The organism is Methylotenera sp. 1P/1, from assembly GCF_000384355.1.
Lineage (GTDB): Bacteria > Pseudomonadota > Gammaproteobacteria > Burkholderiales > Methylophilaceae > Methylophilus.
The window spans coordinates 2703576-2716377 of the sequence record NZ_ARWC01000001.1; the positions used below are offsets into that span (position 1 = coordinate 2703576).

13 protein-coding genes are annotated in these 12802 nt (G+C 46.0%); 12 read left to right on the plus strand and 1 reads right to left on the minus strand.

Annotated elements, in window-relative coordinates; genetic code table 11:
* Positions 1–7 precede the first annotated feature (7 nt).
* Together A3Q3_RS0113165 and A3Q3_RS0113170 are read left to right on the plus strand one after the other, a co-directional pair.
* On the plus strand, positions 8–499 hold the full coding sequence (locus A3Q3_RS0113165; protein WP_020184065.1) for a SoxR reducing system RseC family protein: 492 nt from the start codon (positions 8–10) through the stop codon (positions 497–499).
* Positions 500–523: 24 nt separating this feature from the next.
* Positions 524–1945, plus strand: a complete 1422-nt coding sequence (locus A3Q3_RS0113170) for a DegQ family serine endoprotease (RefSeq protein WP_020184066.1) — start codon at positions 524–526, stop codon at positions 1943–1945.
* Between the two features lie 91 nt (positions 1946–2036).
* Here A3Q3_RS0113170 and A3Q3_RS14470 read toward each other — a convergent pair whose 3' ends face one another.
* Positions 2037–4553: an AsmA-like C-terminal region-containing protein gene (locus tag A3Q3_RS14470; protein ID WP_051086426.1), complete on the minus strand. Its 2517-nt coding sequence runs from the start codon at positions 4551–4553 to the stop codon at positions 2037–2039.
* A 441-nt stretch (positions 4554–4994) separates the two neighbouring features.
* On the opposite strand from A3Q3_RS14470, the gene lepA reads away from it, so the two are divergent.
* From lepA to A3Q3_RS0113225, 10 genes are read left to right on the plus strand one after another with little or no spacing between them, the layout of a single operon-like run.
* Positions 4995–6788, plus strand: coding sequence for a translation elongation factor 4 (gene lepA / locus A3Q3_RS0113180; protein ID WP_020184068.1), 1794 nt, complete (start codon positions 4995–4997; stop codon positions 6786–6788).
* A 36-nt stretch (positions 6789–6824) separates the two neighbouring features.
* Positions 6825–7625: a signal peptidase I gene (lepB, locus tag A3Q3_RS0113185; protein WP_020184069.1), complete on the plus strand. Its 801-nt coding sequence runs from the start codon at positions 6825–6827 to the stop codon at positions 7623–7625.
* A gap of 24 nt (positions 7626–7649) precedes the next feature.
* On the plus strand, positions 7650–8015 hold the full coding sequence (locus tag A3Q3_RS0113190) for a DUF4845 domain-containing protein (protein WP_020184070.1): 366 nt from the start codon (positions 7650–7652) through the stop codon (positions 8013–8015).
* 21 nt (positions 8016–8036) lie between these two features.
* Positions 8037–8705, plus strand: a complete 669-nt coding sequence (gene rnc, locus A3Q3_RS0113195; protein ID WP_020184071.1) for a ribonuclease III — start codon at positions 8037–8039, stop codon at positions 8703–8705.
* A complete protein-coding gene (gene era, locus A3Q3_RS0113200) occupies positions 8702–9586 on the plus strand; it encodes a GTPase Era (protein WP_020184072.1) in 885 nt (294 codons plus the stop codon). The genes rnc and era overlap by 4 nt, the downstream gene beginning before the upstream one ends.
* 38 nt (positions 9587–9624) lie before the next feature.
* Positions 9625–10080 (plus strand): hypothetical protein, encoded by a 456-nt coding sequence (locus tag A3Q3_RS0113205; protein WP_020184073.1) that lies wholly within the window; start codon positions 9625–9627, stop codon positions 10078–10080.
* A 26-nt stretch (positions 10081–10106) separates the two neighbouring features.
* Positions 10107–10850, plus strand: a complete 744-nt coding sequence (gene recO / locus A3Q3_RS0113210; protein ID WP_020184074.1) for a DNA repair protein RecO — start codon at positions 10107–10109, stop codon at positions 10848–10850.
* 37 nt (positions 10851–10887) lie between these two features.
* A complete protein-coding gene (gene pdxJ / locus A3Q3_RS0113215) occupies positions 10888–11622 on the plus strand; it encodes a pyridoxine 5'-phosphate synthase (protein ID WP_020184075.1) in 735 nt (244 codons plus the stop codon).
* Positions 11619–11996: a holo-ACP synthase gene (gene acpS / locus A3Q3_RS0113220; protein WP_020184076.1), complete on the plus strand. Its 378-nt coding sequence runs from the start codon at positions 11619–11621 to the stop codon at positions 11994–11996. Before pdxJ ends, acpS begins: the two co-directional genes overlap by 4 nt.
* A gap of 2 nt (positions 11997–11998) precedes the next feature.
* Positions 11999–12802: a ThiF family adenylyltransferase gene (locus A3Q3_RS0113225; protein WP_020184077.1), complete on the plus strand. Its 804-nt coding sequence runs from the start codon at positions 11999–12001 to the stop codon at positions 12800–12802.

Genomic DNA, 12802 nt, shown 5'->3' on the forward strand with positions numbered 1-12802 from the left:
GTACATCATGATAGAAGAACGCGCTGTCATTCTCTCGCTAGAGTCTAACTCCTCTCCCGCTGATACATCCTCGATTGCTACTTTAGAAATTGAGCGTAAAACTGCTTGCGGATTATGTGGTCAAACCCGCGGCTGTGGTAATGCCATATGGGGAAAATTGTTTGCACATCGCTCAACAGCATTTAAAGCGAATAACAGCATTCATGCATCAGTAGGGCAAAGCGTTATCGTTGGCATCAATGAACGCGCGCTGTTATGGGGTGCTTTGCTTTTATATATATTGCCACTTGTGACCATGCTGATTGCCTCCATATTGATCATGCAATGGACTGATTCAAATGGCATCACCATGCTAGCAGCCTTGATTGGGTTAGTACTAGGACTGTTGTGGGTGAAAGGGTTTACGGCAATGCATCAGTATTTTGTGTTGCAACAGCCTGTCATTCTAAGATTGGCAGATGACGACAGGCCAATTACATTTGCCAATCAACTTAATTAACCTTGAGGATAGAAGGAAATTTAGATGTTAAAACAATGGATTTCTAGCACGTTGTTAACGATTGCAATTGCAGTCAATGCGTTGCCCGTTTATGCAAAAGATTTGCCAGACTTTACCGAACTGGCTGAGAAGCAAGGCCCTGCAGTGGTCAATATTAGCATCACCTCAGTTGCGCATACCAATGGTATGGCGCCTTTTCCAGGTATGCCGGATGATGAAAATATTCAAGAGTTCTTCAAGCGTTTTGGTATCCCAGGCATGCCGCCAGGCCAAGGACAAGCGCCGGGTGGACAAGAATTTAAAACTCAATCGTTGGGTTCAGGTTTTATTATTAGCCAGGATGGCTATATTTTAACGAACGCACATGTGGTGAGCGAAGCGGACGAGGTGTTGGTCAAGCTGTCAGACAAGCGTGAGTTCAAAGCCAAAATCATTGGTGCGGATAAGCGCACTGATGTGGCATTGATTAAAATCGAGGCGACCAATTTGCCTAAAGTGACTGTGGGTGACCCCAACGCACTGAAAGTCGGTGAATGGGTGGCGGCGATTGGCTCACCTTTTGGTTTGGAAAACACCATGACGGCTGGGATTGTCAGTGCAAAAGGGCGCGCATTGCCACAAGAAAACTTTGTGCCGTTTATTCAAACCGATGTGGCGATTAATCCAGGTAACTCTGGCGGCCCATTGTTTAATTTGCGTGGCGAAGTAGTGGGTATAAATTCACAGATTTATAGCCGCAGTGGTGGGTCTATGGGTTTGTCATTCAGTATCCCGATTGATGTGGCGATTGATATTTCCAACCAATTAAAAGCCAGTGGCAAAATCACACGTGGCTGGCTGGGGATTGCTATTCAAGAGCTCACCAAGGAGTTGGCTGAATCCTTTGGCATGAAAAATACCAATGGTGCTTTGGTAGCGGGGGTGGAGAAGGGTGGGCCTGCGGACAAAAGTGGTTTAGAAGCCGGAGATGTCATCACTAAGTTTGATAGCAAACCGATTGTGACCTCTAGTGACTTACCTCGCGTGGTGGGTAGTACAAAACCGGGTAAATCTGTGCCGGTAGAAGTGGTGCGTAAGGGCGCGGCTAAAACTCTGAATGTCAGTGTGGGCGAAATGCCGATCGATCCTGCCGAGGCGAGTGCGCCCAGTAAAGCAGCGCCAAAAGCAGAGGCCAATAAAATCGGCTTGACGTTGAAAGAGCTCACGCCACAGCAAAAGAAAAAGCTCAATGGCAAAAATGGTTTGCTAGTCATTGAAAGTACTGGGATTGCAGCGCAGGCAGGCATTCGTCGTGGTGACGTCGTGCTAGGCCTAAACAACAGTGAAAGCCAAAGTGTTGATTTGTTTAATAAACAGATTAATGCTGTACCAGCAGGCAAGACGGTTGCTATTCTGGTATTGCGTGGCGAGAGCACGCTTTATGTGCCGATTAAAGTGACGAAGTAACACAACAAATAGCTGGCGATTCAGTCGGCTATTGCTGTTATGCAAAACCCGCATTGCATCTGCATGCGGGTTTTTTCTTTTCTCAAGATTGTTATTTCGTTTGCGGGTGATCTGCCGTGCCAGTGAGCACGAGAGTGGATTTAATTTGACGTGAGGCTGTACTTAAGTTGACACGAATACTACCTTTGAGCTGTTGGCTTTCTGTCACGGTTAATGCGCCTGAAGCTTTCATGTTTCCGGATTTAAGCGCAAGTTGATCAACTGTCAATTGTCGATTTTTTGTAAAAAGCCGACCACTCAGCGAATCGAATCGGGTAGTACCATTAATCGCGGCATTCTTTTTAGCTACTTGGATTGCGCGCATGATGTCTATCCAGCCAATCTCGCCTTGTGAAATATTGAACTGACCCTGTAGATTCGGTTGGTCGAAGAGATGTTCAATGTCCACAGCATTCGCAGAGATATCAATGTCCGCATCTACATTGCCTTTGGCGCTCACCGTGCTAAAGGCAGGCATTAAGCTGTCCAAATCCGCATTGTGTACATTAATTTTGCCAGAGGTCTGCCAACCGTTTAACCAATCTAATGTAAGTGCCCCTGTCAGGGTGCCGTTGTAGGCAAAGCCTTGAATTGTGCTGAAATGAATGGCGTCATGATTGGCAGTGCCCTCTGCTTTCAGATTGCTAATAACGATCGGTGCACCCATTGGTAATGTCAGTTTTTTTGCTTGCATCGTAATCGCATAATCATTCGCCTGTGCAGTCAGCACAATCTGTGTGCGTTGCTCATCAAGCATCATTTCCGCATGGCTCAGTTGACCACTAGGATTGAATTGCAAGCTAGCATCAAAACTGGGTAGCTTGGATTGCGCCAACTGAATCGTGATATCACGTAGCTCAAACTGTTGTGTTTGCCATTGCATTTTCGATTGTCCATGCATCAGCCATTGTGCGCTACGCTTGGCTTGCGCTGGTGTGATTAGCATACCTTTCAACTCAATTTTCTCAATGGGACGCGCGTCTGTCGTCAGCATTGCCCAAGTAGGAAAAATCTTGGCTGATTGTACTTGGACATCCGATACGTTGCCGACATCTATATGTTCGAGTACTAAGTGTGGGCTAGGCAATAGCGCAGTGTGCATTTGATGAATCTTGACACGCTCGCCAATATGATTGCTTGCCAGTTGCTCTACGTTGCTCAGCCAAGGGCTCATCACAATCGGCAGATATGTGAGTAGCGCTAACACAAGCACTAAGCCCGCGACAGTTAAGCCTGCAGGTACCAGCCATTGTGTGACAAATGTGACCGTATAATGTAAGCCAAAACTGAATGCTTTGAGTAAAGAGAAGTTAAATGAAGGGAGTTTGAATTTAGGCACCTTAGGTGCCGGGTTTGCACTCGCAATTGTATCGAAAGCGTCCGCAGATACGTGTCTATGATCGTCATAGGTTCCTGGCGCAAATGTATCGCCAAATGCCTCTTCATCTATGTCAATATGCTGCTTTACTTTTAGCGGTGTTGGCTCGGGTGGTGTTGACTTAGATGATGCCGCCTTTTTTTGCTGATGTTTTTGTAAAACGGCTTCTATCTCCGCCTTGGCTTTCGCCTCCGCTTCTGCTCTGGCTTTCGCCTCCGCTTCTGCCTTGGCCTGCGCTTCCGCTTCTGCTCTGGCTTTCGCCTCCGCTTCTGCTTTGGCTTTCGCCTCCGCTTCTGCTTTGGCCTGCGCTTCCGCTTCTGCTCTGGCTTTCGCCTCCGCTTCTGCTTTGGCCTGCGCTTCCGCTTCTGCTCTGGCTTTCGCCTCCGCTTCTGCTTTGGCCTGCGCTTCCGCTTCTGCCTTGGCTTTCGCCTCAGCTTCTGCTTTGGCCTGTGCTCTGGCTTTCACCTCAGCTTCTGCCTTGGCCTGTGCTCTGGCTTTCACCTCAGCTTCTGCCTTGGCCTGTGCTTCTGCCTTTGCCTGTGCTTCTGCCTCTGCTCTGGCTTTCGCCTCAGCTTCTGCCTTTGCCTGTGCTTCTGCCTCTGCTCTGGCTTTCGCCTCAGCTTCTGCCTTGGCCTGTGCTTCTGCCTCTGCTCTAGCTTTCGCCTCAGCTTCTGCCTTGGCTTTCGCCTCAGCTTCTGCTTTGGCCTGCGCTTCTGCTTCTAGTCTTAATTTAGTCTCAATGGCGGCTTGTACTTGAGCAATGTTTTCGGCTTCTTCATCAAGCTCTGCTTGCGCACGTGCTTTGCCATCTTGTTTTTGATTGGATTTGTGCAAGGTAGCCACAGGTGTTGGGCTAGCGGATCTTGTAATCGCACTGCCAAAACTGGTGTCGAAAAATTGCTTGGTTTGCAGTTCCTCCACTACCATGGGGTTTATGGTATTGGAGGCAAAAAAGGCAGTCTCGTCAAAATCGCTTTTTGCAATGATGAAGCCATCATTGATGAGCTGAATCAGGATTTGGGTGTATTGATATTCTGTGAGTTTGCCTATGGCTTGCATCACAGACTTGGCATCGAGTTTACTATCGGTTTTGGTGAGTACCTGGATGTGGCTAGGCGGTAGCACTTTGTTTTTTAAAGACAAAGCCCTTGCGCCCTTGCTGGTTCTGCAGTAAACCGTTGATAAATTCATGCGAGTCCTTGCTCCGTTAAATCGTCATTTAACGCACCAATTGATATCACTTAAGCTTACCTCTGTTGGCTGCAAACAGGGTAACGCACTTGATATTTTGCGCGAAGATTCAGCGTTTACTAAATCATCTATAACGCTTTTTTAGTTTACTACAGATGATTTACTAGAGGTAGTGAATCCACCGGCTGGCATGGAATATTGTAGGTAGCGTCTAGTTTTGTTGTGTATTCGTCTCTTTTGCATAGTATTCAATATAAGTACTCACGTTTTTTGTGGGTTTTGAACAGTACCATCAACTGACTTTATTGCATGCATAACGATAGATAAACAGTGGCTACGATGCAATTAATTACAACCTAATCAAGCCTTTGTAGTAAAATCACGCCAACTTAAAAAAGGCGCATTATGCGCCTTACCTGTTTTTAAACGCTAAAGTAAACAATGAAAAATATCCGTAACTTCTCCATTATTGCTCACATTGACCACGGTAAATCTACACTGGCTGATCGTATTATTCAATTGTGCGGTGGGCTGGCCGACCGCGAAATGGAAGCGCAAGTGCTAGATAGTATGGATATTGAGCGTGAGCGCGGTATTACCATCAAGGCGCAAACGGCGGCATTGCAATATAAGGCCGATGATGGGCAAGTATACAACCTGAATTTAATTGATACGCCTGGCCACGTGGATTTTAGTTACGAAGTATCACGCTCACTTTCTGCGTGTGAAGGCGCACTGTTGGTAGTGGACGCCAGCCAAGGGGTTGAAGCGCAAAGTGTAGCCAATTGCTATACCGCTTTAGATTTGGGTGTTGAAGTCACTGCTGTACTGAACAAAATTGATTTGCCTTCTGCAGATCCGGATCGCGTGATTCAAGAGATTGAAGATGTGATTGGTGTAGACGCAACCGATGCAGTGCGTTGTTCTGCCAAAACCGGCGAAGGCGTGCGCGATGTATTAGAGGCTGTGATTGCCAAAGTGCCAGCGCCTAAAGGGGATGTTAATGCACCTTTAAAAGCGCTGGTGATTGATGCATGGTTTGATAACTATGTAGGTGTTGTAATGCTGGTACGCGTGATGGATGGCGTATTAAAACCAAAAGATAAAATCCGCTTAATGGCCACGCACTCAGAGCATTTATGCGAACAAGTTGGTGTATTTACCCCTAAATCAGTACAAAAAACGGCACTCTCTGCGGGGGAGGTAGGTTTTGTGATTGCTGGGATCAAAGAGTTGGCCAATGCCAAAGTAGGCGATACGGTGACCTTGGCTGGCAAACCCGCTTCAGAAGCATTGGCCGGATTTAAAGAAGTGAAGCCGCAGGTGTTTGCAGGCTTGTACCCGGTAGAGTCTAACCAGTTTGAAGCCTTACGTACCGCGCTTGAGAAGTTAAGCTTAAACGATGCGTCATTATTGTTTGAACCAGAAAACTCCACGGCATTAGGCTTTGGGTTTAGATGCGGCTTCTTAGGTTTGTTGCACATGGAAATCGTACAAGAGCGTTTAGAACGTGAGTACGATATGGACTTGATTACCACTGCACCTACGGTAGTCTATGAACTATTGCTTAAAGATGGCAGTGTGGTACAGATTGAAAATCCATCACGCCTGCCAGAGCCTTCGCGTGTAGAAGAAACGCGTGAGCCTATCATTAATGTGAATTTATTGATGCCACAAGACTATGTTGGTCCGGTGATGACGCTTTGTAACAATAAGCGCGGTCTTCAAAAAAATATGCAGTACATGGGGCGTCAAGTGATGCTCAGTTATGAAATGCCATTAAACGAAGTGGTGCTAGATTTTTTTGATAAATTAAAATCGGTATCGCGTGGCTATGCTTCAATGGACTATGAATTTTTAGAGTTTCGCGCCGCAGATTTGGTGAAGTTAGATATTATGGTCAATGGTGAGCGTGTGGATGCGCTCAGTATGATTGTGCACCGTGCCAACAGTGTGCATCGTGGCCGTGAGGTCGCGGCAAAAATGCGCGAGTTGATTCCACGTCAAATGTTCGATGTGGCGATTCAGGCCTCTATTGGTGCCAATATTATTGCGCGTGAGACGGTCAAAGCCATGCGTAAAAACGTGATTGCCAAATGTTATGGCGGTGATGTATCGCGTAAACGTAAATTGTTGGACAAGCAAAAAGAAGGTAAAAAACGCATGAAACAGGTGGGCAATGTGGAAATTCCACAAGAAGCTTTCCTGGCGATTTTGCGCGTAGAAGATAAGTAAGATTCATTAAAACAATAAACACTAAAAGGGATAACCATGTATTTTGCTTTGTTTATGTTGGTCATACTGCTGGTCACAGGGGCTATTTGGCTGCTCGATATTCTGGTGCTGCGCAAACGCAGAAAAAACAATGTAGACCCTTGGTATGTGGAATATAGCAAAAGCTTTTTCCCAGTCATTTTGCTAGTGTTTGTCATCCGCTCATTTTTGGTAGAGCCATTTAAAATTCCATCCGGTTCGATGATGCCTACGTTACTGGCCGGCGATTATATTTTGGTCAATAAATTTACCTATGGCTTACGTGTGCCTATTTTGAACAATACCTTTGTCGAGTTGAATCAACCTAAACGTGGTGATGTGTTTGTATTTCATTATCCACCTGAGCCAACGATCGATTACATCAAGCGCGTGGTAGGTTTACCGGGGGATGTGATTCAATATCACAATAAGCGTTTAAGCATTAACGGCAAAGTGTTAAACGTTAACGATGAAGATGACTTTATCTATACCTTGCAAACCAAAGATGAAAACAATCAAGACCGTGATGTGACCATTCAAGCGTTACGCTATCAAGAGACATTGGGTGAGGTGAAACACGATATTTTGGTTCATGATTTGGTGAATCAATATGAATCAGGGTCACCGGGCGCTAAGCTGATGAGCGGGCAATCTATTACGGTGCCAGAAGGCCATTATTTTGCTATGGGCGATAATCGCGATAATAGTTCGGATAGTCGCGTATGGGGCTTTGTGCCGGAGCGCAACTTGGTAGGCAAGGCATTTTATATATGGTTTAATTTTGATAACTTTTCCAGAATTGGGAATACAATCCAATAAGGATTGTTGATAAGGAGAACAGTGATGCAGCCATTCCAAAACGGTCTAATCCGCAAACAACGAGGCATGTCTTTTTGGGGCACGTTAGTGGTGTTGGCGGCACTCGTGTTTATCGGTACGTTTGTGATGAAATCCTTGCCAGCTTATTTAGAGTTTAATTCTGTGCGTACGGCTATTAGATTTATTGCCAAACAGAGTTCTGGTGAGCTTAACAGGAAAGAAGTGACAGAAGCTTTTGACCGTCAAGCCACTATCGACAATATTGATAGCATCAATGGCCGAGAGTTGCGTATTGAGGGCGGGGCGATTGTGGCTGAATATCAAAAGGTGATTCCATTGTTTGGCAATATGAGCATTCTGTTGGATTTTCATGCGACTACTGCAAAATAACTTGGCGCAACATAATCCCGCATGTCTTTAGCATCACTTCATCCACTCATTGGCTATACGTTCAACGCACCATCACTACTACAGCTGGCCGTCACACACCGCAGTTTTTCTGGTAACAATAATGAGCGCCTAGAGTTTCTAGGTGATGGGGTGCTTAACTTTATCGTGGCACATCAGTTGTATCATCGCTTTCCTAAGTTGCCTGAAGGTGATTTAAGTCGTTTGCGGGCGCAGTTGGTCAAAGAATCCAGCTTATGTGAGATTGCGTTGACGTTAAACCTCAAAGATTACTTAAAATTAGGTGAGGGCGAGCTGAAAAGTGCAGGCTGGCGCCGCCCTTCAATCTTAGCGGATGCACTGGAAGCCATTGTGGGCGCGGTATACCTAGATGGTGGCTTTGTCGCGGCAGAAGCGGCGGTATTAAAGCTGTTTGCACAAAAGCTCAGTACGATCGATCCCAAAGCGATTGATAAAGACGCGAAATCACAACTACAAGAATACTTGCAGAGCAAAAAAATTGAATTACCCGATTATGTAGTGGTCTCGATTGAAGGCGAAGCGCATGCACAAAGCTTTAAAGTAGAGTGTGTGATTAAAAAATTAGAGATTACAACTTTAGGCGAGGGCACTAGCCGTCGCAATGCAGAACAACAAGCTGCACAACTAGCCATGGAAAAAATAAATCAATGACTCAACCCTTTAAATGCGGCACTGTCGCGATTGTAGGCCGACCCAATGTAGGCAAATCGACATTGCTGAACCATATTTTGGGGATGAAGCTCGCTATTACTTCACGCAAGGCGCAAACCACGCGCCATCGCCTGTTAGGCATTCACACCACAGAAGATACGCAGTTTTTATTTGTAGATACCCCGGGTTTTCAGCAAAAACATTTAAATGCTTTAAACAAAACGCTCAATAAAACTGTGACGCAAGTGCTCACAGAGGTAGATGTAGTGTTATTTGTGATTGAGCCGATGAAACTGGGCGATGCGGATAAAAAAGTACTGAGTTTACTACCGAAAAATAAACCGGTGCTGCTCGTGGTCAATAAGTCTGACCTAATGGGCGATAAAGGTAATCTGTTACCACTGATTCAAGACTTTGATTTGTTGCATCCATTTGCTGGCATTATCCCTGTCAGTGCTAAAAAGAATTTGAATCTGGATGAGTTATTGCTAGCCACGCGTGAGCATTTGCCAGAGCAAGAGGCCATTTATGGTGAAGACGAGCTGACAGATAAGAATGAGCGTTTTTTGGCGGCAGAACTTATTCGCGAAAAAATATTCCGACTGCTTGGTGATGAGGTGCCTTATTCGGTGGCAGTAGAAATTGAAAAATTTGAAACAGTGAAAAATTTGCGTCGCATTTTTGCTGCGATTATTGTGGATAAAGACAGCCAAAAACCCATGCTGATTGGTAAAGGCGGGGAGAAGTTGAAACAAATTTCAACCGAAGCACGCCAAGACATGGAAAAACTATTTGGTAGTAAAGTGTATCTAGAAACTTGGGTTAAAGTGAAAGGCGGATGGGCAGATGATGAAAGGGCACTTAAAAGCTTGGGCTACTAGCGCCCATTGGAAAGCTGCTGTGGCGAGGTAACATCACCATGCAATCCTCGCTATCTATGCAATTTGGACAGCCTATCTCGTTGGATGATCAGGGTATTTACTATACGGTCAATCGTAAAACAGGCGGCATCAATAATGTATTTCAACTGGTTTATGAAGACGATGGCTGGTATTTGTTCCAATTAAAAAACACCAGTAAAGACGGCGATATGGCTTGGGTGATTTTGGCTGACCAAGGCGACTATGCGTTGATGAGTGTGGATACTGGAACAGTGCGCCAATTGTTTGATAAACCAGAATTTTCAGAGCCTAAAGGGGCTTGGCAACTGATGCGGAATGACCGCTACGGCTTTGGCAAATTTACCCCGCTCTTGCCTGCAGCACCTATACGTTATGCCATGGTTTTATTTTCTGGCAATGAGATGCTAGTCCCCTTATTGATTGAAAAAGCTGAGGACGAGTTGCTACAGAGTCTAGCAAGTCTTGCACGGTAATTCGCACGGATTCTGATGGTATAAATATGGCATCCCCCCTTCATCTACATCGCCAAGATAATCAGCCTGTCTACGTGCTACACACCTATCCATTCAAAGAAACCAGTTTGGTGGTTGAGTTATTTACACAGCGATTCGGTCGTGTGGCTGTGCTGGCCAAAGGTGCGCGTCGGCCACGTTCCGCCATGCGTGGTATGTTGCAATCATTTCAATTGTTGACAGGTACTTGGTCAGGAAAAAACGAACTGAAGACATTACATAGTTTGGATTGGTCTGCAGGGCTGACCTTGCTCAAGGGTGAAGCGCTGATGTGCGGATTTTATTTGAATGAGCTGCTGCTGCGCCTGCTGCCTAGAGAGGATGCGCACGAAGACTTGTTTGCCTATTACGCCAATACGTTGAATGCGCTGTCAGGCATGTCGACAGCCAGTCAACCGCTTGAATTGGCCGTGATTCTCAGACGATTTGAGTTAACGCTGCTACAAGAACTGGGATACGCTATTCCACTGCTGCAAGATGAAAATGGCGAGCCGATTGTGGCAGAAAAAAACTATCGCTACGAGGCGGAGTATGGTGCATGTGAATTAGGGGCAACTAAAAATGGCGTACAATTACGGGGCGGAACATTGCTGGATATGGCACGCGAAGACTATCGTGATGCACAATCACAGGTACAAAGTAAGCAACTGATGCGCTATTTACTGGCGCATTATTTGGGGGATAAACCCTTACATACACGACAGTTACTCATTGACTTACAAGGGTTATAAGCTGTTTTTTTGTGATTTGATAATAGAAAATTACTAAATGATTAAATTAGGCGTCAACATCGACCACGTCGCCACCATACGTCAGGCGCGTGGCACTAAATACCCCAGTGTAGTACAAGCTGCTTTGCGTGCTGAGCAATCAGGCGCAGATAGCATCACCTTGCACTTGCGCGAAGACAGACGTCATATGCAAGACGCTGATATCTTTGCATTACGTCCATTGCTACAAACCAAAATGAATTTGGAATGTGCGGTCACAGATGAAATGTTAGACATTGCGATTAAAGTAGCGCCGCAAGATGTGTGCTTGGTGCCAGAGCGTCGAGAAGAGCGTACTACCGAAGGTGGTTTAGATGTGATTACGCACTATGCCAAGGTTGAGCATGCCGTCAAAAAACTGAGCGATGCCGGTATTCGTGTCTCACTATTTATTGCGCCCGATATTGCACAGATTGATGCCGCCGTTAAAATGGGTGCGCCCGTAATTGAATTGCATACCGGTACCTTTGCCGATGCTGAAACAGAACGTGCGCAAGAGGACGAACTCAGCCGAATTGAGCTGGCCTTGCATCATGCGCGTGATGCCAAGCTGGTCGTCAATGCAGGCCATGGCTTGCATTATCACAACGTGCATCACGTTGCGCGTATGTTTGGGTTTGAGGAGTTGAATATTGGCCACGCCATTGTTGCGCATGCCCTATTTGTGGGTTGGGATAACGCGGTGCGCGAGATGAAAGCGTTGATGAAAGAAGCGGCGACATTGACACGATGATTTACGGCATCGGTACGGACATTGTTGAAGTCGCCAGGCTTGAAAACTCTATTCAGAACTTTGGAGATGAGTTTGCTTTGCGTGTACTCGCTGAGACTGAACTGGCTAGCTATCATCAAACCAAACTTAAGGCACGCTTTTTAGCCAAGCGGTTTGCAGCTAAAGAAGCATTTTCCAAAGCACTTGGCACCGGTATCCGTGGTGTGGTCAGCTTTCAAAATATTGCCGTGTCGCATGACGATTTAGGCAAGCCGGTACTAGTATTAGCGCAAGAATTGGCGAACTTTGTGCAAGAAAAACACATTACGCGTATGCACGTGACAATCAGTGATGAAAAAAATCTGGCGGCGGCCTTTGTGGTGTTAGAGCAGTAACCATGCAGTCTAATCTTCCGGATTACGAGCGTCGCTTTGGTGGTGTGCGCCGCCTGTACGGTTCAGCAGGATTCGATAAGTTACAAGCGGCGCATGTGTGTGTCATTGGTATGGGTGGGGTAGGCTCGTGGGCGGTGGAGGCTTTAGCGCGTAACGCCATTGGCACATTGACGTTGATTGATTTGGATAACATTGCCGAATCGAATGTGAATCGACAATTGCATGCAGTGGACGATGCGTTTGGCTTGCCAAAAGTGACCGCGATGCAACAGCGCGTCAAGATGATCAATCCAGCTTGTGTAGTACACACGATAGAAGACTTTATTACCCCCGACAATATTGCTGCATTATTGGGCCAGGGTTTTGATGTGATTGTGGATTGCATTGATGATGCTAAGGCCAAAGTGGCCCTAGCCGCACTTTGTAAACAACAGCAACAACCGCTGGTGATGGTGGGCAGCGCTGGCGGACGCTTAGACCCCACGCGTATCCAAGTAGATGATTTAGCGTATGTCACAGGGGATCGCTTGTTGGCCAAAGTGCGCAATCAATTGCGTCGTGATTTTGCTTTCCCCAAAGCGAGTAACACTAAAAAGTCTGCAAAATTTGGTGTTTTAGCTATATTTTCTGACGAGCCTGCACTTAAACCAATACAAGTAGAAGGCGCCGGATGTGAGATCAATCCTATCAGTTCAACCAGTATCACTGGATTGAATTGTGCCGGTTATGGCTCCAGTGTTTGTGTGACCGCGCCATTTGGATTTACCGCTGCGCAATATGCGTTGAACCACATTGTAAAACCATAG

Excerpts from the sequence above, each read along its gene's own strand:
- era (WP_020184072.1), top strand. The coding sequence starts at position 8,702 with ATGACTCAACCCTTTAAATGCGGCACTGTCGCGATTGTAGGCCGACCC.
- A3Q3_RS0113225 (WP_020184077.1), top strand. The coding sequence starts at position 11,999 with ATGCAGTCTAATCTTCCGGATTACGAGCGTCGCTTTGGTGGTGTGCGC.
- rnc (WP_020184071.1), top strand. The coding sequence starts at position 8,037 with ATGTCTTTAGCATCACTTCATCCACTCATTGGCTATACGTTCAACGCA.
- recO (WP_020184074.1), top strand. The coding sequence starts at position 10,107 with ATGGCATCCCCCCTTCATCTACATCGCCAAGATAATCAGCCTGTCTAC.
- acpS (WP_020184076.1), top strand. The coding sequence starts at position 11,619 with ATGATTTACGGCATCGGTACGGACATTGTTGAAGTCGCCAGGCTTGAA.
- pdxJ (WP_020184075.1), top strand. The coding sequence starts at position 10,888 with ATGATTAAATTAGGCGTCAACATCGACCACGTCGCCACCATACGTCAG.
- lepB (WP_020184069.1), top strand. The coding sequence starts at position 6,825 with ATGTATTTTGCTTTGTTTATGTTGGTCATACTGCTGGTCACAGGGGCT.
- lepA (WP_020184068.1), top strand. The coding sequence starts at position 4,995 with ATGAAAAATATCCGTAACTTCTCCATTATTGCTCACATTGACCACGGT.
- A3Q3_RS0113205 (WP_020184073.1), top strand. The coding sequence starts at position 9,625 with ATGCAATCCTCGCTATCTATGCAATTTGGACAGCCTATCTCGTTGGAT.
- A3Q3_RS14470 (WP_051086426.1), bottom strand. The coding sequence starts at position 4,553 with ATGAATTTATCAACGGTTTACTGCAGAACCAGCAAGGGCGCAAGGGCT.
- A3Q3_RS0113170 (WP_020184066.1), top strand. The coding sequence starts at position 524 with ATGTTAAAACAATGGATTTCTAGCACGTTGTTAACGATTGCAATTGCA.
- A3Q3_RS0113190 (WP_020184070.1), top strand. The coding sequence starts at position 7,650 with ATGCAGCCATTCCAAAACGGTCTAATCCGCAAACAACGAGGCATGTCT.
- A3Q3_RS0113165 (WP_020184065.1), top strand. The coding sequence starts at position 8 with ATGATAGAAGAACGCGCTGTCATTCTCTCGCTAGAGTCTAACTCCTCT.